This window comes from Nocardia sp. NPDC059236 (assembly GCF_042754085.1).
Classification (GTDB): Bacteria; Actinomycetota; Actinomycetes; order Mycobacteriales; family Mycobacteriaceae; genus Nocardia.
Genome location: NZ_JBHZAF010000007.1, coordinates 169,576 through 191,175, shown reverse-complemented (window position 1 = coordinate 191,175; position 21,600 = coordinate 169,576). Strand labels below are relative to the sequence as shown.

The 21,600-nt window shown below is 68.5% G+C and carries 18 protein-coding genes and 1 tRNA gene; 5 read left to right on the top strand and 14 right to left on the bottom strand.

Annotated elements, in window-relative coordinates:
- Positions 1-27: 27 nt before the first annotated feature.
- The 7 genes from ACFXIV_RS20195 to ACFXIV_RS20165 form a co-directional block, all read right to left on the bottom strand.
- A complete protein-coding gene (locus ACFXIV_RS20195; protein ID WP_379393946.1) occupies positions 28-987 on the bottom strand; it encodes a proline dehydrogenase family protein in 960 nt (319 codons plus the stop codon).
- Entirely contained in the window at positions 984-2,621 is a 1,638-nt protein-coding gene (gene pruA, locus ACFXIV_RS20190) for an L-glutamate gamma-semialdehyde dehydrogenase (protein ID WP_379393944.1), read from the bottom strand. The genes ACFXIV_RS20195 and pruA overlap by 4 nt, the downstream gene beginning before the upstream one ends.
- Positions 2,622-2,715: 94 nt before the next feature.
- Positions 2,716-4,203 carry a GMC oxidoreductase gene (locus tag ACFXIV_RS20185; protein ID WP_379393942.1) on the bottom strand — a complete coding sequence of 496 codons (1,488 nt, stop codon included), beginning with the start codon at positions 4,201-4,203 and terminating at the stop codon, positions 2,716-2,718.
- A 405-nt stretch (positions 4,204-4,608) separates the two neighbouring features.
- Positions 4,609-4,682, bottom strand: a tRNA-Asp gene (locus ACFXIV_RS20180).
- A gap of 70 nt (positions 4,683-4,752) precedes the next feature.
- Positions 4,753-5,859: a succinyldiaminopimelate transaminase gene (dapC, locus tag ACFXIV_RS20175; RefSeq protein ID WP_379393940.1), complete on the bottom strand. Its 1,107-nt coding sequence runs from the start codon at positions 5,857-5,859 to the stop codon at positions 4,753-4,755.
- A 9-nt stretch (positions 5,860-5,868) separates the two neighbouring features.
- Positions 5,869-6,192: a ferredoxin gene (gene fdxA / locus ACFXIV_RS20170; RefSeq protein WP_379393938.1), complete on the bottom strand. Its 324-nt coding sequence runs from the start codon at positions 6,190-6,192 to the stop codon at positions 5,869-5,871.
- A 127-nt stretch (positions 6,193-6,319) separates the two neighbouring features.
- Positions 6,320-9,010 (bottom strand): bifunctional FO biosynthesis protein CofGH, encoded by a 2,691-nt coding sequence (locus ACFXIV_RS20165; RefSeq protein WP_379393936.1) that lies wholly within the window; start codon positions 9,008-9,010, stop codon positions 6,320-6,322.
- 171 nt (positions 9,011-9,181) lie between these two features.
- Between ACFXIV_RS20165 and ACFXIV_RS20160 the strand changes: the two genes are divergently transcribed.
- The 3 genes from ACFXIV_RS20160 to ACFXIV_RS20150 all read left to right on the top strand — a co-directional run bounded on the left by ACFXIV_RS20160 (position 9,182) and on the right by ACFXIV_RS20150 (position 12,898).
- Positions 9,182-10,666: a hypothetical protein gene (locus ACFXIV_RS20160; RefSeq protein WP_379393934.1), complete on the top strand. Its 1,485-nt coding sequence runs from the start codon at positions 9,182-9,184 to the stop codon at positions 10,664-10,666.
- A gap of 88 nt (positions 10,667-10,754) precedes the next feature.
- Complete coding sequence (locus ACFXIV_RS20155) at positions 10,755-11,261, top strand: PH domain-containing protein (RefSeq protein ID WP_379393932.1); 507 nt, start codon at positions 10,755-10,757, stop codon at positions 11,259-11,261.
- On the top strand, positions 11,258-12,898 hold the full coding sequence (locus ACFXIV_RS20150; RefSeq protein ID WP_379393930.1) for a PH domain-containing protein: 1,641 nt from the start codon (positions 11,258-11,260) through the stop codon (positions 12,896-12,898). Before ACFXIV_RS20155 ends, ACFXIV_RS20150 begins: the two co-directional genes overlap by 4 nt.
- 56 nt (positions 12,899-12,954) lie before the next feature.
- Here ACFXIV_RS20150 and ACFXIV_RS20145 read toward each other — a convergent pair whose 3' ends face one another.
- From ACFXIV_RS20145 to typA, 6 genes are all read right to left on the bottom strand, one after another.
- Entirely contained in the window at positions 12,955-14,259 is a 1,305-nt protein-coding gene (locus ACFXIV_RS20145) for an FAD-binding oxidoreductase (protein WP_379393928.1), read from the bottom strand.
- A gap of 109 nt (positions 14,260-14,368) precedes the next feature.
- Positions 14,369-14,866 (bottom strand): hypothetical protein, encoded by a 498-nt coding sequence (locus ACFXIV_RS20140; protein WP_379393926.1) that lies wholly within the window; start codon positions 14,864-14,866, stop codon positions 14,369-14,371.
- Positions 14,863-15,021 (bottom strand): hypothetical protein, encoded by a 159-nt coding sequence (locus ACFXIV_RS20135; protein ID WP_326306468.1) that lies wholly within the window; start codon positions 15,019-15,021, stop codon positions 14,863-14,865. Before ACFXIV_RS20135 ends, ACFXIV_RS20140 begins: the two co-directional genes overlap by 4 nt.
- A gap of 12 nt (positions 15,022-15,033) precedes the next feature.
- Positions 15,034-15,927, bottom strand: a complete 894-nt coding sequence (gene mshB / locus ACFXIV_RS20130) for an N-acetyl-1-D-myo-inositol-2-amino-2-deoxy-alpha-D-glucopyranoside deacetylase (protein WP_379393924.1) — start codon at positions 15,925-15,927, stop codon at positions 15,034-15,036.
- Positions 15,924-17,669, bottom strand: a complete 1,746-nt coding sequence (locus ACFXIV_RS20125) for an ABC transporter family substrate-binding protein (RefSeq protein ID WP_379393922.1) — start codon at positions 17,667-17,669, stop codon at positions 15,924-15,926. The genes mshB and ACFXIV_RS20125 overlap by 4 nt, the downstream gene beginning before the upstream one ends.
- 142 nt (positions 17,670-17,811) lie before the next feature.
- Positions 17,812-19,707 (bottom strand): translational GTPase TypA, encoded by a 1,896-nt coding sequence (gene typA, locus ACFXIV_RS20120; protein WP_379379915.1) that lies wholly within the window; start codon positions 19,705-19,707, stop codon positions 17,812-17,814.
- 170 nt (positions 19,708-19,877) lie between these two features.
- Here typA and ACFXIV_RS20115 point away from each other — a divergent pair, with 170 nt between their 5' ends.
- Both ACFXIV_RS20115 and ACFXIV_RS20110 read left to right on the top strand, forming a co-directional pair.
- On the top strand, positions 19,878-20,054 hold the full coding sequence (locus ACFXIV_RS20115; RefSeq protein WP_354833569.1) for a hypothetical protein: 177 nt from the start codon (positions 19,878-19,880) through the stop codon (positions 20,052-20,054).
- Between the two features lie 20 nt (positions 20,055-20,074).
- Complete coding sequence (locus ACFXIV_RS20110) at positions 20,075-20,368, top strand: 4a-hydroxytetrahydrobiopterin dehydratase (RefSeq protein ID WP_379394345.1); 294 nt, start codon at positions 20,075-20,077, stop codon at positions 20,366-20,368.
- On the opposite strand, the gene ACFXIV_RS20105 is transcribed toward ACFXIV_RS20110, so the two are convergent.
- The gene (locus tag ACFXIV_RS20105) at positions 20,310-21,530 is read right to left on the bottom strand and encodes a mannosyltransferase (RefSeq protein ID WP_379393920.1); all 1,221 of its coding nucleotides are present in this window, start codon (positions 21,528-21,530) and stop codon (positions 20,310-20,312) included. The genes ACFXIV_RS20110 and ACFXIV_RS20105 overlap by 59 nt on opposite strands.
- Positions 21,531-21,600: the final 70 nt, after the last annotated feature.

The following is a 21,600-nucleotide window of genomic DNA, read 5'->3' as shown; positions in this document are numbered from 1 at the left end:
CCGGGAACGACCCGCGACCGCGAATTCTCAGGCGCGGTCAGCCAGGGCACGGAGGAAGAAGGCGAGGTTGGCGGGGCGTTCGGCGAGGCGGCGCACGAGATAGCCGTACCACTGGGTGCCGTAGGGGATGTAGACGCGCAGGGAGTGGCCGTCCGCGACGAGGCGGCGCTGTTCGGCGTCACGGACGCCGTAGAGCATCTGGAACTCGAAATCGCCTGGGTTGCGGTGGTTTTCGATGGCGAGGGCGAGGGCGGCGTCGATCATGGCCGGGTCGTGGGAGGCGATCATGGGATACCAGGCGCTGCGAAAGAGAACGTCGAGGCAACGCAGGTAGGAGACGTCGACCTCGGCGCGGCGCTGATAGGCGACGGTCGCCGGTTCCTGGTACGCGCCCTTGCAGAGGCGGACGCGGGTGCCGTCGGCGGCCAGGTCGCGGGCGCGGTCCTCGGCCTGACGCAGGTACGTCTGCAAAGCGACAGCGAGCCAGGGGAATTCGGCGCGGGCCTGGCGGACCGCCTCCAGGGTGCCGGCGGTGGTGGTGTGGTCCTCGGCGTCGACGGTCACCCAGACGTGCCGCTCGACGGCCTTGGCGCACAGCTTGTGCAGGTTCTCCGCGGCGATGGCGGGCCCGTCATGACCCAGCGACTGGCCGAGCGCCGACAGCTTGAGCGAGACCTCCACCCTGGGGATGTCGGTGTGCGTGCCGGGCCTCATCTGGTCGGCCTCGGCCAGGTCGTCGATGAGCGAAAGGTATTCCGCCACCGCGGCATCGGCCTGGGCGTGCTCGGTGGTGTACTCGCCCAGGAAGTCGACACTCACCGCGCGGCCGCTCGCCAGCAGCTCACGCGCCACCGGCACCAGCTCGGCCCGGCTCTCCCCGGCCACGAACCGCCGGACCACCGCGGCGGTGACCGGCACCCGGGTGATGGCCTCCTTCATCCGCGACGAGCCGGCCGCGGCCAGAATCGCGGGCCGCAGCGGATTCATCGCGTCTCCATGTGGGGGTAGCGGTAGTCGGTCGGTGGAACGAAGGTCTCCTTGAGCGTGCGGGGCGCGACCCAGCGCAGCAGGTTGAGGTAGGAGCCCGCCTTGTCGTCGGTGCCGGAGGCGCGGGCCCCGCCGAAGGGCTGCTGCCCGACCACCGCGCCGGTGGGCTTGTCGTTGATGTAGAAGTTGCCCGCGGCGAATCGCAGTGCGTCCGCGGCGGTTTCGACGGCCTTGCGGTCGCGGGCGAAGATCGCACCGGTGAGAGCGTAGGGCGAGGTCCCGTCCACCACCTCGAGGATCTCGGCGAACGAGTCGGGGGCGCTGTCGTCGTAGACGTACACCGACAGAATGGGCCCGAAGTACTCGGTGGCGAAGGCATCGTCGCCCGGGTCCTCGCCGAGCAGCACGGTCGGCCGGACGAACCAGCCCTCGCTGTCGTCGTAGCCACCGCCCGCGGGCACCGTGAGCCCCCGGTCCCTCGCCTTCTGGATGGCGGCCACGCACTTGTCGTAGGCGCGGTTGTCGATCACGGCCCCACCGAAATTCGACAGATCGGCGACATCGCCGTAGGTCAGCGACTCCACCTCGGACAGGAAGTCCTGCCCCATGCGCTGCCACACCGACCGGGCGATATAGGCGCGCGAGGCGGCCGAGCACTTCTGCCCCTGGTATTCGTAGGCACCGCGAATCATGGCCGTGCGCAAGGTATCCGGGTCGGCGGACGGGTGGGCGAGGATGAAGTCCTTCCCGCCGGTCTCCCCCACCAGCCGCGGATATCCGTGGTAGCGGCCGATATTCGAGCCGACGCTCTGCCACAGGTACTGGAAGGTGCTGGTGGAACCGGTGAAGTGGATGCCCGCCAGCCGCGGGTCGGCCAGCGCCACCTCCGAGAGCTGCGCGCCGCTGCCGGTCACCATATTGATGACCCCGGGCGGCAGGCCCGCCTCCTCCAGCAGCCTCATCGTGTAGTACGCCGAAAGTGTCTGTGCCGAAGAAGGTTTCCAGACGACGGTATTGCCCATGAGCGCGGGTGCGGTGGGCAGGTTCCCGGCGATGGCGGTGAAGTTGAACGGAGTGATGGCGTAGACGAATCCCTCCAGGGGCCGGTAGTCCATCCGATTCCACACGCCCGCCGCCGATTCCGGCTGGACCGCGAGAATCTGCCGGGCGAAGGCGACATTGAAGCGCCAGAAGTCCACCAGCTCGCAGGGTGCGTCGATTTCGGCCTGCTGCACCGTTTTCGACTGCCCGAGCATGGTGGCGGCGGCCAGGGTCTCGCGCCAGGGCCCGGCCAGCAGGTCGGCGGCCCGCAGCAGAATGGCGGCCCGTTCCTCGAAGGGCATGGCCTGCCAGCCGGGCGCGGCGGCCGTCGCCGCCGCGATGGCCGCGCGCGCGTCGTCGTGGGTGGTGTGGGTGTAGGTCCCGAGTGCCTGGCGGCGCCGGTGCGGCATCACGATGGTGTGCCGCTCGCCGCCGCCGGGCTGATGCTTGCCGCCGATGACGAGCGGCACATCCACGGGGTCGGCGGCGAGAGCGGCGAGCCTGCCGGCCAGCAGCTCGCGTTCGCGGCTGCCGGGGGCGTAGGTGTGCACCGGTTCATTGCCGGGAGCAGGGACAACCGTGACAGCGTCCATATCCAAGGCTAACGCGATCGCCGCTGCCCGACCGGAACGAACACGCCCCGGCCGGCCCCGCCGACGGAATTTCTCCGTCGGCGGGGCCGCTTCCTCAGTGGAAGTCCTGCGAAATGATCGTCTCGATATTGCGTTCCGCGAGCGCGGTGATCGTGACGAACGGGTTGACGGTGGTGAGGCCCGGAATCAGGGAGCCGTCGATGACGTACAGGCCCGGGTACTGGGTGAGCCGCCCGTAGTTGTCGGTGGACACGTTCAGCACGCAGCCGCCGAGTGGGTGGTAGGCGAAATCATCGCCCCAGGTCTTGTATTCGCCGAACAGGTCGGTCCGGTAGATGGTGGCTTCCTTGCTGTTGATCTTGTCGAAGATGCGCTTGGCGCAATCGATGCTGGGCTGGTTCCAGGCGGTCTGCCAGTTCAGGTCCACGCCACCGGTTCCCGAGTTGTAGGAGAAGGTGCCGCGATTCGGGTTCTTGGTGATGGCCAGGTACAGGCTGGCGAAGGTCTCGATGCCGGCCGGGAACGGCGATACCTCCGCGAAGGCCGGGCCGCCACTGTCGGCCCAGTTGTCGATGCCGACGCAGGGGATGCAGGACTGCAGGCTGCCGGTGGCGTCCCAGGCCTGGTTCTGCCGGGCCACCATGACATTGCCGTTGTTGCCCCAGCCGGCGCCGATCGAGTCCGGCAGATTGCCCAGCTTACCGGTGGCCTTCTGGGTAACCAGCAGCTTGCTGGTGCCGACACTGCCCGCCGCGAAGAAGACCTTCTGCGCCGTAACGGTTTTCGCCTTGACGGTATTGCCGCTGGTGTCGATCTGGTTCATCGACACCGAGTAGCCGCCGCCATTGGCCGGCGCCACGGTGGTGACCACGTGCTGCGGCACGATGGTCACCTTGCCGGTACCCGACGCCGCCGCCAGATAGGTCTTGTCCAGCGAGTTCTTGCCGTAGTTGTTGCCGTAGATGACCTCGGCGTTGAGCGCCGACCGCGGGGCGGTGCTGGCCTGCTCCTGCTTCATGTAGTTGAAGTCGTAGACGTTGGGCACGAAGGTGTACGCGAACCCGGACCGCTGGGCCTGCTTGATGCCGACCCGCGCGAACTGATAGCAGTCCGCACCCTGGAACCAGGTCTGGTCGATGTTGTTGACCTTCAGCCCGGCATTGGCGCGCGGGTAGTAGGTGCTGTACATCGAGCCGGCGTCCACCGAGGGCAGGATGCTCGCGAAGTTCTCCTGCTTGGGCGTCACCGCCATACCGCCGTTGACCAGCGAGCCGCCGCCCACGCCGCGGCCCTGGTAGATCCGGATCCCGCTGAACTGTTCGGAATCCAGCACACCGGTGTAGCTGGAGATGGACTTGTTGTAGGGCGCGCCCATGAAGTGGTTGATCGGCTGATCGGTCTCGGTGCGCAGCCAGAAGGACCGGCCGTCCGGATTCAGCATGTTGCAGAAGACCTTGCCGTCGGACCCGGGCTGGGTCCAGGACATGCCCTTCTCGACCATGATCACGTTCTGCCCGGCCTGCGCGAGCCGCAGCGCCGCGACCGCGCCACCGTAGCCGGTGCCGATGACCAGGATCGGCATCGTATCGCCGTCATTGATCGATCCCGTGGGTAGCGCCTGCGCCAGAGGCGCCTTCGGTAGTAGCGCAGCCGCCCCCAAAATGACACCCGTTGCAGCTAGGAACCCGCGCCGGCTGACATTGCTGCCATAGACACTCTTACCGGGGGTTTCATAAGACAGACCACGCACTGAAAGACTCCTCATCGAGTTGCGATGAGAACCTGTTATAGAGGTTGTGAAGAGAACGTGTGTCAGTTTTGCGCAAAATTAGGGAGGCGACAGCTGATTTCGCGAGATGGGGGTAACTCCCCGGGCACGCCCAGAATGGTGTCGGCACCCAACCGCCGGCGCGGATTGCCGGCTATGAACGGCTCCCAGCCTCCCCGCTGAATATGCGGGGAGGCGGAACCGCGAGGCGGAACAGTGCGACCCTGACGGGACTCGAACCCGCGACCTCCGCCGTGACAGGGCGGCGCGCTAACCAACTGCGCCACAGGGCCTTGCAAATCGCTCGGCCACCGGGCCTTGCAACGTCGTAGACGCTATCACGGGCCCGGTGGTAACGGGAAATCAGCTGGTCAGACGATCAGCGGCCGCGGTGATTCGTTCGTCCGTGGCGGTAAGGGCAATGCGCACATGCTGATTGCCGCGCGGGCCGTAGAACTCGCCGGGGGCCGCCAGGATGCCGCGCTCGGCCAGCCAATCCAGGGTCGTGCGGCATTCCTCGCCGCGCGTCGACCACAGGTACAGACCCGCCTCCGAGTCGTCGATCCGGAATCCCGCGCGCTGCAGGGCATCTCGCAGCACGACCCGCCGCGCCCGGTAGCGGTCCTTTTGCTGAACCTCGTGCGCGTCATCGCCGAGGGCCGCGGTCATGGCCGCCTGGATCGGGAAGGGCAGCATCATGCCGGAGTGCTTGCGCACCTCCAGCAGCTCCGCCACGAGCGCCGGATCACCGGTCACGAAACCGGCCCGGTAACTGGCCAGATTCGAGGTCTTGGACAGTGAGTGGATGGCGAGCAGGCCGGTGTGGTCACCGTCGCTGACCTCGGGGTCGAGGATCGACACCGCGCGGCCCTCCCAGGCCAGCCCCAGGTAGCACTCGTCCGAGGCGACGATGGCCCCGCGCTCGCGGGCGAACTGCACCACCTTGCGCAGGTGGTCGACGCCCAGCACCTTGCCGGTCGGATTCGACGGCGAGTTGAGGAAGATCAGCGCCGGCCGCTCCGGGCCGAGCTGCGTGGTGCCGTCGGCACGCACATAACGAGCCCCGGCGAGCAGCGCGCCCACCTCGTAGGTCGGGTAGGCGACCTCGGGGATGACGACCAGATCCTGCGATCCCAGGCCGAGCAGCCGCGGCAGCCCGGCAATGAGCTCCTTGGTGCCGATGGCCGGCAGCACCGCCGCCGGGTCCACCCCCGTGATCCCGAATCGCCGCTTCAGCGCCGCGACAACGGCTTCGCGCAATTCGGGCGTACCGTGCGTGGTCGGGTAGCCCGGCACCTCCGCCACCGACGAGAGTGCCGTGCGGATCAGCGGATCCACCGGATCGACCGGTGTCCCGACCGAGAGGTCGACGATGCCGTCCGGATGCGACGCCGCCTTCGCCTTCACGGAAGCGATGGTGTCCCAGGGGAAATCGGGTAGCAGAGCGCTGACCCGGCCACGCGCGGTCAAATGCTCGTCCTACTCGCTGGCCATCGGCGGCAGCGCGGCGATGAACGGCGGGTCGTAGTCGACCTTGCCGACCTTGGCGGCGCCACCCGGCGAACCCAGGTCGTCGAAGAAGTCGACATTGGCGTTGACGTAACCGGCCCACTGATCCGGGGTGTCGTCTTCGTAGAAGATGGCTTCCACGGGGCAGACCGGTTCACATGCACCACAGTCCACGCACTCGTCCGGTTGGATGTACAGCATGCGGCCGCCCTCGTAGATGCAGTCCACGGGGCATTCCTCGATGCACGCCTTGTCCTTCACGTCAACGCACGGTTCAGCGATGATGTACGGCACTGCCGTTCTCCTAGTCTGTCCTCACATGCGGGATACTCCGCCCGGCAAAACCCTATCCCGGCCTGACAACATTACTCCCGCAAAGCCTGACCTAACTTCCGCCCTCCACCACAATGGTGAGCGGCTCTCAGCCGTCCGCCGAAGTCACGGAGAGGCGGGTCCGTGGCACACCGTAGGTGGTGGTGCGCTGCCGGACCGGCCGGCCGATACCCGACGCGATCTCCGTCAGTTCCTCGATCGTCTTGGCTGATCCATGTTCGGAACCGGCCATGCGGGAGATGGTTTCCTCCATCAGCGTGCCGCCGAGGTCGTTGGCGCCGCCGTTCAACATGAGCCGGGTTCCGGTGATACCAAGTTTGACCCAGCTGGTCTGAATATTCTCGATCCGGCCGTGCAGCATGATCCGCGCCAGGGCGTGCGCGGCCCGATTCTCCCGCACGGTCGGGCCGGGCCGGGAGGCGCCCGCGAGGTAGAGCGGGGCGCTCTGGTGCACGAACGGCAGCAGCACGAATTCGGTGAATCCACCGGTCTCGTCCTGGATTCCGCGCAGCACACGCAGGTGGCCCACCCAGTGCTTCGGATTGTCCACGTGGCCGTACATCATGGTCGAGCTGGAGCGCAGGCCCAGCCGGTGCGCGGTGGTGACGACATCCACCCAGGCCGAGGCGGGCAGCTTGCCCTTGGTCAGCACCCAGCGCACCTCGTCGTCCAGGATCTCGGCGGCGGTGCCCGGAATGCTGTCCAGCCCGGCCTCTTTCAGCGCCGACAGCCAGTCGTGCACCGACTGCCCACTGCGGGACGCGCCATTGACGATCTCCATCGGGCTGAACGCGTGCATGTGCATCCCGGGGACGCGAGCCTTGATGGCGCGCACCAGGTCCGCGTAGCCGGTGACCGGCAGCTCGGGATCGATGCCGCCCTGCATGCAGATCTCGGTCGCACCCTCGACCCAGGCCTCCCAGGCGCGGTCGGCGACCTCGGCCGGGCTCAGGCTGAAGGCGTCGGCATCGCCCTTGCGCTGCGCGAACGCGCAGAAGCGGCAGCCGGTGTAGCAGATATTGGTGAAGTTGATGTTCCGGTTGACGATGTAGGTGACCTCGTCGCCTACGGCATCGCGGCGCAGCTGGTCGGCCAACGCGGTCACGGCCTCCAGGGCCGGGCCGTCGGCGGTGGCCAGGGCCAGGTACTGGTCGTCGGTCAGGCCCGCGGGGTCCTCCTCGGCGGCGCGCAGGGCGGCCATCACGTCGGCGTCGATACGCTCCGGGGTGGAACCGGCCAGCTCGAGCACCTGCTCGCGGACGCTCTCCCAGTCGCCGAACGCCCCCAGCACTGTGTCTTTTTCAAGCGCATCAGCAATCCCTGCGTCACTACGGGATTCGGTCAGGCGGCCCTCGGCGTCGATCGCGGTGTGCAGGTCGATGCGGCCGACCGATTCCCAATCCTGGTCGGGCTCCTGCCAGGGCAGGCCCGACGGCTTCACGTCGGCGGCCAGGCCGGTCTTCGGATCCATCAGTGCCGCAACATGTTCGGAAATCCGCGGATCGATCCACGGATGGCCCGCCAGCACATACTTCGGGTGGGCGGTGATGCGCTCGGTGAGGACATAGCCGCAGTCGGCGGTGATCTGCGCGAGGGTCTCCAGATTCGGCCACGGCCGTTCCGGATTCACGTGGTCGGGGGTGAGCGGCGAGACCCCGCCCCAGTCGTCGATACCCGCCGCCAGCAGCGCCCGGCATTCCTCCAGCGACACCAGATTCGGCGGCGCCTGGATGCGCATCTTCGGCCCCATCAGCAGCCGGGTCACGGCGATGGCGGCCCGGAACTCCTCCATCCCGGCATCCGGGCTGTGGCGCATGGCGGTGTTCTGCTTGGCCAGGAAGTTCTGCACGATGACTTCCTGCACGTGCCCGAAAGCCTTGTGCACCTTGCGAATCGCGAGAATGGACTCGGCGCGCTCGACCACGGTCTCGCCGATGCCCACCAGGATGCCGGTGGTGAACGGCACCGACAGGCGTCCGGCGTCGGTGAGCGCGCGCAGCCGCACCGCCGGGTCCTTGTCCGGCGAACCGTAGTGCGCCTGACCGGGTTCGGTGAACAGCCGCGTCGAGGTGGTCTCCAGCATCATGCCCATGGACGGCGACACCGGCTTGAGCCGCGACAGCTCCTCCCAGCTCATCACGCCCGGATTCAGATGCGGCAGCAGGCCGGTCTCCTCCAGCACGCGAATCGCCATGGCGCGCACGTAGTCCAGGGTGGAGTCGTAGCCGCGCTCGTCGAGCCACTGCCGCGCCTCGGGCCAGCGCTCCTCCGGGCGGTCACCCAGGGTGAAAAGCGCTTCCTTGCAACCGAGTTCGGCGCCCTGCCGGGCGACCTCGAGAATCTCGTCCGGCTCCATGTACATGCCCTTGCCCTGTGCGCGCAGCTTGCCGGGCACGGTGACGAAGGTGCAGTAGTGGCAGCGGTCGCGACACAGATGCGTGATGGGGATGAACACCTTGCGGGAGTAGGTGATCGGCAGCACCTCACCCGCGTAGCCGGACTCCCGCAGCCCGGCATCGCGCACCCGCGCGGCCGACGCGCACAGATCCTCCAGATCGGCGCCGCGCGCATGCAACAGCACCACGGCCTCGTCGAGATTGAGGGTCGCACCGTCCCGGGCCCGGCGCAGCGCGCGGCGCATCGCGGAATCGGTGGGCACAGCAGTATCGGTGGGCACAGCGGAACCATCGGGCATGGCGGAACCCGCGGGCGCAGCCGAACTGCTGGTGGGCCTCGGCGGCAGACTCGGGTTCGGTAGATCCGTCACGGTCTCGATCATGCGCCATCCATCCGGCTGTTCCGACTCGGGTGCCATGGAACGAGCCAACCTGCCGCCCACGTCCGGTATTCCGAGATGATTATTCGTATCCTCGAGTTCATCTATTCAAATCTCGGTTCCGATGAAATAGCCTCGCGGGCGTCCACTTCGCAGAAGAAGAGGGAGACCTTCGTGCTCGCGAAATTCCGCCGCGCCGCTGTCGTCGCCGGGCTGGGCGCCACCGCCCTGCTGACCATCGCCACCAGCACCGCCTCCGCATTCGGACCGGTGCCGCCCGCCAATCCGCACCTGGGACCGGTGGGCACCGCGACCATGCACGGCGACGCCGAGGCCTCCGACACCACACCACTGCCCGGCGTCGGCACCGGCGGCGTGAACGCGGACTTCCATGAGGAGGGCGCGGCCTGTCCGACGATCCTGCAGGGCGCGGACGGCTTCCCGCAGGGACTGTGCACGAAGATCACCGATCGCGCGCCGGAAGTGCTGCTGCTGGACCCGAGCAACGGCAACACCCTCGCGCACCTCGACCTGACCAAGGGCAGCCTGCTCGGCGGGGTCTACGCCTACCTGGACAACCACGACCAGATGGTCACCGTGGACGGCTCGGGCAGCCTGCTGCGGATCGGGCACCAGCGCGGCTCCGACGGCTCCTGGTCACTGTCGATCGCCTCGAAAACCGATGTGACACAGGCGGTCACCGGACACTGCGGCGGCGGCACCTGTGACGCGGTCAGTTCGGTGTCCCCCGACTACCAGGGCCGGGTGTGGTTCGCCACCGACAGCGCCGCGGCCGGATTCGTCAACACCGACGGCACCGCGCACTCGATCGTGCTCGCGCCCGGCGAGAACGTGGCCAACAGCATCGCCACCGCGCCCCAGGGCATGGCCGTGGCCACCGACCACGCGCTGTACCTGCTGAACGTGGACGGCAGCGGCAACCCGCAGATCGTGTGGCGGCAGGTCTACGACCGCGGCCCGGCCCGCAAGCCCGGCCAATTGAGCTGGGGCACCGGCGCGACGCCGACCTTCTTCGGACCCGGCGACGGCACCGAATACCTGGCCATCACCGACAACGCGGCCACCAAGGAGAACCTGCTCGTCTTCGACACCGCCACCGGCCGGCCGGTGTGCTCGGTGCCCGCCATCGACGGCACCGAGAACTCCCCCATCGGATCGGGCAACAGCGTGTTCGTGGCCAGCACCTACGGCTATCCCTACCCGGCGCTGCCGCCCAACGCCGGCACCAGTCAGCCCGCGAGCGCACCGATTTCGGGCGGCATGACCCGCATCGACGTCACCGGCTCCGGCTGCACCGTGGTCTGGACCAACACCGTGCCCTCCTCGGCGGTGCCGCGACTGTCGGTGGCGGACGGCAAGATCTACACCTTCACCCGGCACTCCCTGCTCGGCAGTGGCAGCGGCGCACTCGGCAGTGGCAGCAGCAGCGGCAGCAGTGGCCTGGGCAGCGGCAGCGCGGGGGTGACCGACAACTACAGCTTCGCGGTGATCGACGCCGATACCGGCAAGGTCGACACCGAGCAGTTCGTCGGCGCGACCACCGTGAACGACACCCTGGAAATGGTCGGGACCATCGCTCCCGGCCGAATCCAATACCAGGGCACCACGACCGGACTGTTCCGCATTACGCCCAAGTAGCGGACCCACGCCGCGGCGGAAAAACCGGGCGTCCGGTCCTCTCCGGTACAACCGCCTCCGCGGCCGGATTCATGCAAGCATGGGCAGCATGTCCCAGCCCCTCGCTCCCGGCGGCATCCTGGCCGACCCGTCGCGGCGTCCCAGCCCACGCGCCAAACTGCTGTGGGCGCTGAGCGCCGCGCTGTCGTGGGTGGTGCCGATCCTCGGAGTGGGGGTCTGGGCGCTGTTCGACTCGCACCGGCGTGGCCTGCAGGCGCTGGTGTTCGGAATAGTGCTGCTGGCAGCGATATTCAGCATCGTGGCCATCCCGCTGTGGCGCTACGCCGTGCACCGCTGGGAGATCACCGACGAGGCCGTCTACACCCGGACCGGCTGGTTCACCCAGGAGAGCCGGGTCGCGCCCATCACCCGCGTGCAGACCGTGGACACCTACCGCGGACCGCTGGAACGGCTGCTCGGACTGGCCACCGTCACCGTCACCACCGCCTCCTCGGCCGGGGCCGTGCACATCAGCGCGCTCGCCCTGGCCGACGCGCGCGACACCGTCGCCCAGCTCACCGCCATCGCCGCACAGCACCGGGGGGACGCCACATGACCCAGCCGCCACCGCCGGATCCGGACGTGTTCCCGGATTCCTATCCGACGGAAGTGCTTTCACCGATCACCGCGGCATCGGGGCCGGGCACGCCCCTCGGCCCGGACGCCGAGAACTGGCAGCGGCTCGACAAGCGCATGCTGCTGGTCCACCCGGTCACCGAGCTCATCCGCTTCATCCCGGTGCTGATCGCCACGCTGGTGGCGGGCGCGAGCCGGGACAATCCCGGGTGGAGCCTGGCCGTGGTGGCGATCATCGTCGGCTTCGCGCTCACCCGCTGGTTCACCACCACCTATCGCATCACCCCCGACAATGTGGAGCTGCGCACCGGACTGATCCAGCGCAAACGACTTTCGGTGCCGCGCAACCGGGTCCGATCGGTCGACGTGCAGGCCGACCTGCTGCACCGGGTGCTCGGACTGGCGGTGCTGTCCATCGGTACCGGGCAGCACGCGGAGAAGCGGGAACAGTTCAAACTGGACTCGCTGGATGCCAAACTGGTGCCGGAACTGCGGCTCACACTGCTGGCGCACACCCGGGCCGACACGGAATCCGTTGATGCCCAGTCGGTTACGACCGATGGTGAAGCACCGGATGCGACGCGCGGCCATCCCGTTGTGGAAATCGCACACTGGCAACCGGATTGGGTGCGGTATGCGCCACTCTCGTTGACCGGCTTCGCAATCATCGCGCCGGTCGTCGGCCTGGCCTTCCAGTACGGGTTCGCCCAGCTCTTCCTGAAATCCGGTACGGTCCAGGATGTCGGGCACCGCAGCGCGACCGTCATCGCGGGGGTGATCGCGCTGCTCGTCGTGATCCTGGTCGTGGTGGTCAGCCTCGCCGCCTGCGCGCGCTACCTCATGACCTGGTTCGGCCTGAACGTACTGGACGACGGCAAGACCCTGACCGTGCGGCACGGGCTGTTCACCACCCGCCAGACCACCCTCGACCTGGCCCGCCTGCGCGGCGCGACGGTCAACGAGCCCCTGCTGCTGCGCCTGGCCGGAGCCGCCGAACTCGAAGCCATCATGACCGGCACCAGCCCGCGGCAGAAGATCCTGCCGCAGGCTCCCCGCGCCGCCGTGCACCGCACCCTCGCCCATCTGCTGGGCACCTCCACCGTTCCGGCCGAAGCCACCCTGCCGGTACCCCCACTGGTGACCGTGCCGCTGGTCCCCCACGGCCCGGCCGCCCACCGCCGCCGGTACACCCGCACCCTGAGTCCGCTCGCGGCCATCGCGACGCTGCTGCTCGTCATTTCCCTTGCGGGCGGCCACATCCCGCTCTGGATGTGGATCACACTCGCCATCGCCACCCCCATCGCCGCCGCCCTCGCCTGGGACCGCTACCGCGGCCTGGGCCACGCCGTGCTCCCCGCCGCCGACGGCAGACCGGCCTGGCTCATCACCCGCAGCGGCTGCCTGGACCGCGACCGCGACTGCCTGGAGGCCCCCGGCGTCATCGGCTGGACCGTCCGCCAGACCCTCTTCCAGCGCCGCGCCGGCGTCGCCACGGTCGTGGCCGCCTCCGCCGCGGGCAAGAAGCGCTACCGCGTCATCGACCTGCCGATCGACCAGGCGTGGTCCCTCATCGGCGCGGTCACCCCCGGACAGCTGGGCACCCCCGCCGGACGGTGACCGAACGGCTCGGCGGCGGATCGAATGCCCCACCGCCGAGCCGGAATTCAGCACGGTCAGCCGAACACCGGGTAGTTCGAGCGAATCACGTTCTGCGGGTCTCGCTCACGCTTGATCGTGCGCAGGCGGTCCATGGTCGCCGCGTCGAAGGCCGCGGCGGCCGACTCACCGGGGGCCAGGAAGGTGAAGGGCTTCTTGCCCGTCACCAGCGCACCGAACTCCGCCACCAGCGCATTTGTCCTGGCGTGCACCGCCTCTCGCAGGTGGGGCAGACCGAGGCCGAGGGTGGAGACGAGGTAGCGGTCGGAGAGCGCACCGCGCGCACCCGCGGCCGGGCGGGCCAGCGCGCCGCCCAGATGGCGGACCTGAAGGCTGACCAGCGGTGCGAGGGATTCGCCGAGAATGATCTTCTCCGCCGCCGGGGACAGGTCGTCGAGGAGTTCGCCGCGGGTGATGGCCGGGCTGGGATCGACCGGCTCCTGGGTGATGTCGCCGAGGTCGGCCACCGACAGGGCGGCCCGCGTGTCGGTGAGCGCGCCGCCGATCCGGTCCAGCGCGGACACCAGGGTCCGGCCCTGCTCCGGATCGCCCAGATAGGCGAGGTCCACGCCCACCATCTCCGGCGCCTGCGGAAACTGGAAGCGGTTGAACCACACCGACAACTCGTCGGGGGCCCGAGAAGTCAACTCGCGGAAGGCTTCCCACACCTCGGGCAGCCGATCGGCGGTCCAGGTGATGCGGCCGCCGTACAGCCCCGGCGCGGGGAAGAGCTCGAACTCGAGACCCGTCACCACGGCGAAATCGCCACCGCCACCGGACAATGCCCAGAACAGGTCCGGATCGCTGTCGGCGGTCACCCGGGCCGGGCGGCCCTCGGCGTCCACGATCTCGAAGGCGCGCACCGCATTCGACGCCCAGCCGTACTTACGGCCGAACCAGCTCTTGCCGCCGCCCAGCGTGTAACCCGTCACGCCGACCACCGGATTGCTGCCCGCGAGCCCGGTCAGACCGTGCCCGGCCGCGGCCGCCTGGACCTGCCCCCACCGCACGCCCGCACCGACCCGGGCCACCCGCGCGACCGGATCGATCTCGAGGCGATTCAGCGCCCCGGTCCGCACCAGGATCGCGGTGTCGACGCCACCGGCCGCACCGTGCCCGGTCGGCTGGGTCACCACCGAGCGGCCCGCGGCGCGTGCGTACCGCACCACGGCGGCCACATCCGCGGCGTCGGCGACCTCGGCGACCGCCGCCACCGGCTGTGTCACGGCCAGGCTCCACGGCCGCGCGGCCTGCTCGAAGTCCGCGTCACCGGACTCCAGGACGCGGCCCCGGACAGCATTGCGCAGTTCGTCGAATCCCATCGTCTTCCCTCGTTCCTGATCGTGATTGCGATTCACGAGGGGGACGAGACAGGGCGCCGAAGTGTGACAGCGCGGCGGAAAAGAGTCGAAAAACCGCGGGACGGTCCGGTCAGGCTCCGGTCCGGGCCAGACGGACGGTCGCCCGGTAGTAGAGGTACATGCCCGCGGGCAGCAGACCGCAGATGAGCAGCAGCATGGTCGGCCAGTCACCCATGAGCAGGGCGTACCCGCTGGGACTGAAACCCGCGCAGATCAGGAAACCCAGGACCCACACCAGGATCGGCAGGGCCATCACCCCGATCCGCTTGGTGATCACACCCATGCCCATCACCAGCAGCACGTTCACCACCGCCGCCGCCAGAGCCGTGAGCGGCACCGCGATCGCGCCGTCGGTCATGCTCGAGGCCAGGGTGCCCGCGGCCAGCACCGGCGTCGGCTCCGGGATGTGGGCCCGGCCGGCGTAGATCGGCAGGAACAGCACCTCGAACCCGAGCGTGATCACCGCGTCGGCCAGCAGCAGCGTGCCGATCAACGCGGTCAGCACCCCGCGCACCGGCCCCGCCGCCATCACCGCATCGCCCGTCCGGGCACCGACGGCCGCCGTCACGGCACCGGCGGGAATCCGAGCAGCGTCAGCAGCTGACTCTGCATGTCCACGAAGCCGTAGAGCACCGAGAGGTACAGCTCGTGCTGCCACTCGAAGTAGGGGCGCTGGCTCTCGACGAACGCCGCGATCGCGTTCTGCAGGTCCCAGTTGTACATAGCCTCAGTCTCTCATTCCAGGCCACCGAGAAGATCATGTTCGCGGCCGTCGGGGCCCAGCGGGCCGCGCTCGCCACGCACCAGAATGTAATGCTCCTCCGGCAGCACCGGCTGGGCGACATCGTTCGACAGCGCGAACTCCCGGCCCGAGGGGGCCACCGTCACCTGGGTCGCGTGCGCCCGCAGGGCCGCGCGCTTGGCCGCCAGCACATCCGAGACATCCACCGTGGTGGTCACGGATTCCGCTGGCACACAAGCCAATTCACCCGTATGCGGCAGCCGCCAGCCGCGCGGCAGCGCACCCGGCAGCTGATCCACCGTGCGGCGCTTCAACGACTCGGTGTGCATGGCCAGCACCGTGCGATCGGTGACCGTCCAGTACACCTTCGGGACCGTCCAGCCCCAGTCCGAGGCGGCGTCGATGGCCGCCATGGTGATCTGGTGCGCGCGAACGTGATCCGGATGCCCGTAGCCGCCGCGCGGGTCGTAGCCGATCACCACGCGCGGACGCAGCTCCAGGATCACCTGCACCAGCGCGTCGATCGCGGCGGTACCGGAGTTCACGAAGGCGCGGGGATTGCGCGCAGACGGCGTCCCGGCCATGCCGGAATCCCGCCAGCGGCCCGCGCCGCCCAGGAAATGCGGCGCCCCGGCATCCAATTCGGCCAGCGCCCTGGTCAATTCGAGAATGCGGTAACCGCCCAGCTGATCGGCCTGCCCGGCCACCAGATGCGCGTAATCGTCGCCGATGACCTCGCCCTCTTCGCCGAGCGTGCAGGTCACCACGGTGACCGGGAGGCCGCGCTTGCGATAGTGGGCGATGGTGCCGCCGGTGGTGATGGACTCGTCGTCCGGATGCGCGTGCACCAGCAACAGACCGTGCCGGGAAGCATCGAGAGGATTCACGGCAGCCTCCGCCAGTTGGCGGCATCACCGAAGATGCCGGTCTGAATGGCGCCGCTCAGCGAGGCCCCGTCCACCCGCGGGCCCGCCGCGGCGACCTGGGTGTCCTGCACGATGGGCAGCACCGTCGCCAGTTCCCACAGCTTGGGCTCGGTCTCGCCGATCACCTTGCCCACATCGATGCCGCGCAGGGCCGCGTCGATGGCGGGCTGCAGGGTCGGATCGCACACGCCGGACACATTCGACGGGGACTTCTTCGCCCCGTCCGCGACGGTGGTGTCCGCGGTGTCACCGGGCGGCGCCACCGGCGTGCACCCGTACCGCGACGCCAGCACGGTGGCCGGATCCTCACCGGTGCGTTCCCAGCCGACCACGGCGTCGACCCCGACGTCGGTCAGCTCCTTGCCGTACAGCTGCGAGGCGGTGACACTGCGCACGACGACATCGATTCCGGCACTGCGCAATTGGTCGGCGGCAGTATTGGCCACCGCCAGCGTGGTGGTGTCGCCGTCCACCGCGCCGATCCGCACCGTCAGCGATTTACCGTTCTTGGCCAGCGACCGCGGCTGCGGGGCGGGCGAGGTCGCCGACTGCGTGGCCGGCGTCTCCGCGGCCCGCGCGAATCCGGCCTCGGCCAGCAGCCCGAACGCCTCCTCCTGGCTCAGGCGCGGCGGCTGGGTCGCGACATAACCCGGATCCGAGGGCGAAAGTACTTGCGCCCGAGCCGGTTCCACCCAGCTGCCGGTCTGCGCGCCGACCGTGGCCAGCAGCACCGGATCCAGCAGCGCCAGCACCGCGCGCCGGACCCGGACATCGGCCAGGTCGCCGCTGCGGCCGTTGAGCGCCAGCTGCATCTCCCGCGACTGCGGCATGGTGGCCGTGCGCACCGACGGAATCGCCGCCAGCTGCGCCTGCAACGCCACACCGCCGTGCACCAGCGCCATCTGCGCGTCCCCGACCCGCAGCGACTCCGCCACCTGCGCGGGAGTTCCGCCGCGCCGCAACAGAATCTGATCCGGCACCGCGGGCTGACCCCAGTACCGGTCGTTGCGTTCCAGCAGGATCTCCTCGCGGCCGCGGTCGGCCTGCTTGATCCGGAACTGGCCGCCGGAGATCCGGATGGTGTCGATCAACCCCTGCTCGAAACCCGAGTCCTTGACCAGATGCTGGGGCAGCAGATCCGAGAACAGCTGCCGCCAGGCGGGATACGGCTGCGTCATGGTGACCGTCACCGTCTTGCCGCCCGCCGACGAGCTGACATCCGAGATCAGCCGATAGCCCGCGGGATCCACCGTGCCCGGCTGCGTGATCATCTGCTGCCAGAGGTATTTGAAGTCCTCGGCCGCGATGGGCGCGCCGTCGGACCAGGACGCCTCGTTCTTGAGCTGATAGGTGATGGTGAACGGCTCCTGCGCCGTCACATCCGCCGACACCATGAGCGCCGGATCCAGCATCCAGTCCGTGCCGCCCGGCACCCCCGGCGTCGGACCGGGCCGGAACGGGCTCGGCAACACCATCGACGCGACCGCCGCCGTCGCCGGCGACTGCTGCGACCGCAGATGCGGATTGAATCCGATCCCGATGTCGTCGACCGCGACCACGACGGAGTTCTTCCCCGGCTTGGCCGGCTGCGTCTTCGGACTGTCGGTGGATTCGATGGGCGGTGGCGGATTCGCGGTGCATCCGGTCGCGACCGCCAACAGGGTCGCCACCAATACCAACACCGCGCGCCACGATGCACGCATCCGCGCCCCCGTTCTCACGTTCGGCACTTTACTGGATCTACCCTTCACGACCCGGCCACGGCAGCTGTCCGCGGGTTCGCCCAGCGCCCGATACCAATCGGCGAGCCACTCGAAAGCGGCTCGCCGAGAGGTCGGAGCGTTGTTACTGGGCGGCCTTGTCGCGGGCCTTGCGGCGCGAGATCTCACGCTGGCGGTCGTTGGCATTCAGGGTGACCTTGCGGACCCGCACGATCTCCGGGGTGACCTCGACACACTCGTCGTCGGTGCAGAACTCCATCGCGCTCTCGAGATCCAGCTGCAGCGGCTTGGCCAGGGTCTCGAGCACGTCACCGGTGGCGGACCGCATATTGGTCAGCTTCTTCTCACGGGTGACGTTGATGTCGAGGTCCTCGGCACGCGGGTTGATGCCGACCACGTGGCCCTCGTAGGTGTCGGCGCCCGGCTCCACGAAGAACTGGCCACGGTCGGCCAGCTGGATCATGGCGAACGGGGTGACCGAACCATTGCGGTCGGAGACCAGCGAACCGGTGTGGCGGGCGCGGATCTCGCCGGCCCACGGCGCGTAGCCGTCGAACACGGCGTTGGCGATACCGGTGCCGCGGGTCTCGGTGAGGAAGTCGGTGCGGAAACCGATCAGACCACGCGACGGGACGATGAACTCCATGCGCACCCACCCGGCCGAGTGGTTGCTCATCTGGACCATCTTGCCCTTGCGGGCGGCCAGCAGCTGGGTCACGGCGCCCAGGTACTCGTCCGGGCAGTCGATGGTCAGCTCTTCGAAGGGCTCGTGCACCTTGCCGTCGACGGTCTTGGTGACCACCTGCGGCTTGCCGACGGTCAGCTCGAAACCCTCGCGGCGCATCTGCTCGACCAGGATGGCCAGCGCGAGCTCACCACGGCCCTGCACCTCCCAGGCGTCCGGGCGGCCGATGTCGAGCACCCGCAGCGACACGTTGCCGACCAGTTCCTGGTCCAGGCGCGACTTCACCATGCGGGCGGTCAGCTTGTGGCCCTGCACCCGGCCGACCAGCGGCGAGGTGTTGGTACCGATGGTCACCGAGATGGCCGGCTCGTCGACGGTGATCCGCGGCAGCGCGACCGGGTTGTCGACGTCGGCGAGGGTGTCGCCGATCATGATGTCCGGAATGCCCGCGATGGCGACGATGTCACCGGCCACGGCCTCCTCGCCGGGCTGACGCTCGACGCCGATGGTCTTGAGCAGCTCGGTGATCTTGACGGTCTTGACGCCGTCACCGTGCATCCATGCGACGTTCTGGCCCTTCTTCAGGGTGCCGTTGTGGATGCGCACCAGGCCGATTCGGCCCAGGAACGGGGAGGCGTCGAGGTTGGTGACGTGCGCCTGCAGGGTGGCCTTCGGGTCGCCCTTGGGGGCGGGAACGTACTTCATGAGGACCTCGAACAGCTCGTCGAGGTTCTCCGCGTCCGGCACCTGGCCGTTGTCGGGGCGGCTGGTGGACGCCACGCCCGCGCGGCCGGAGGCGTAGAGCACCGGCAGGTCGAGGGCCAGCTCGGCGGCCTCGGAGGCCTCGTCGTCGAGGTCGGAGGCCAGGTCCAGCAGCAGGTCGTGGGATTCCTCGACGACCTCCTCGATGCGGGCGTCCGGGCGGTCGGTCTTGTTGACCACCAGGATCACCGGCAGCGAGGCCGCGAGGGCCTTGCGCAGCACGAAGCGGGTCTGCGGGAGCGGACCCTCGGACGCGTCGACGAGCAGCACCACGCCGTCCACCATGGACAGGCCGCGCTCCACCTCACCACCGAAGTCGGCGTGGCCGGGGGTGTCGATGACATTGATGACGGTGACCGATCCGTCGGCGTTATGCCGGTGAACAGCGGTGTTCTTGGCGAGAATGGTGATGCCCTTCTCGCGCTCGAGGTCACCGGAGTCCATCACTCGGTCGACGAGTTCGGCACGTTCGGCGAACGCACCGGATTGCCGGAGCATGGCGTCGACCAGTGTTGTCTTGCCGTGGTCGACGTGCGCCACGATGGCGACGTTGCGGAACTCGACAGACGACACGTTTGATTCCTCCTGGTGAAAATGTCTGTTGCCGACCCGGATGGGTCTCATGCGTGGGGCTGCCTACGACGAGACATGGCGAACTCCACCGGGCATGCGGCGAGCTACAGACTACCGGGCGCACTAGGTCACATGGTCAATGGGCAGAGGTTAGGTTAAGCTAACCAACCATGGGCAAGGTGAAGGCCAAACACGTATCCGGTCTGAAGCCGAAGAAGAAATGCTGCCGCAAGAAGACGCGATGCCTGAAATGCCCTGTTGTGATTACGCGGATGAAGAAGGCCGAAGCCGCAGGCTGCTGCGGCAAGGAACTCAAGAAGTGCCTGAAACTCGCGCGGGCGGCCTGAATCCGGAGTACACCGGAGTCATGAGTCCTGCGCTGCTCTCCGACGACGACATCGCCAAGGCCCTCACCGAACTGCCCGAATGGACCCGCGAGGGCAACAGCATCACGCGCACCATCAAGGCCCCCTCGTTCCTGGCCGGCATCGAACTGGTGCGCCGGGTGGCCGCCGCGGCCGAGGCCGCCGACCACCATCCCGATATCGATATCCGCTGGCGGCGGGTCACTTTCACGCTGTCCACCCACTCCGCGGGCGGTCTCACGACACGCGATATGGCTCTCGCTCACGAGATCGATCAACTACACGCTCGGAGCTGAGCCGCCCGGCCCGGATCATCCACGCATAGAGGGCCAGCACCCCGATCGCGTTCGCCGCGCCCAGCCAGGCCAGATAACCCGGACGCGAGATATCCCACATCGACTTCTGCAGGGTACCCAGCATCCAGGGCACCCCGATCACCGTCGTGAAAAGCCAGTATGCGGCCATCAGGCGCGCACCGGCGGCCTCGCGCAGCGGACCGTGGAGCAGCCACAGAATCAGCGGGACCAGGCACACCCAGTGGTGTGACCAGGAGATCGGCGACGCCATCAAACCGAACAGCTGCACGATGATCAGCGTGCCCAGCCGATCGTCGGAACGCAGTGCGCGCCAGGCGAAGAACGCGAGTACGGCCGTCACCAGCACGGATGTCTTCCACAGCAGCCCGGACCCGATGTCGTGGCCGGCCAGGCGGCTGAGCGCCCCGCGCAGCGACTGATTGATCACCGAACCGACCGGCCCGATACGGCCCGGGTCGCCGACCAGTTCCCCGAAGTACCTCCTGGTCTCACCCGGCGTCAGCAGGAAGGTCAGACCGATGGTCCCTGCGAAGGCCACCGCCGACCAGATCACCGCGAGCCACTGCCGGCGGGCCACGAAATACAGTCCGGTCACCGCCGGGGTCAGCTTGACCCCCACACCCAGGCCGACCAGCGCACCCGACACCCACCACCGGGCACTGCGCGCCGCGACCATGGCGAGCAGCACCAGGAACACATTGACCTGGCCGTAGTCGAGGGTGGACCGCACCGGTTCCAGCCACATGCCGCCCGCGGTCCACGCCACCGCGGTGGTGCGCCAGCACTGTTCGTGCATGGCCTCCCGGCCCACGATCATCTCCAGCGATATCCACACGATGCCGAACAGCGCCGCCGCCGTGGCCAGCAGCCAGCCGACGGCCACCATGCCGAAGGGCAGGAAATGCAGCGGATACAGGACGAGCGCCGCGAACGGTGGATATGTGAACGGCAGCGGAAATTGTGGTGATCGACTGGAATCGGTCCAGTCGTAGAGGTTCCCGCGGAACAGATTCGCGGCCCCTTCGACATACACGTGCAGGTCCACGAGGATCAGATTGCTGGGCCAGAACAGCGCCCACAGCAGGCGGACCAGCACCGAGATGCCGAGGGCGGCGGCAGCCAGGCGGAAACGTCGATTCACGGCACGGACTTTCGGTCGGGTGGATCACCGACCGGAATTCACGGCTGGCGAGCAGGCCTTTCAGGCGCTC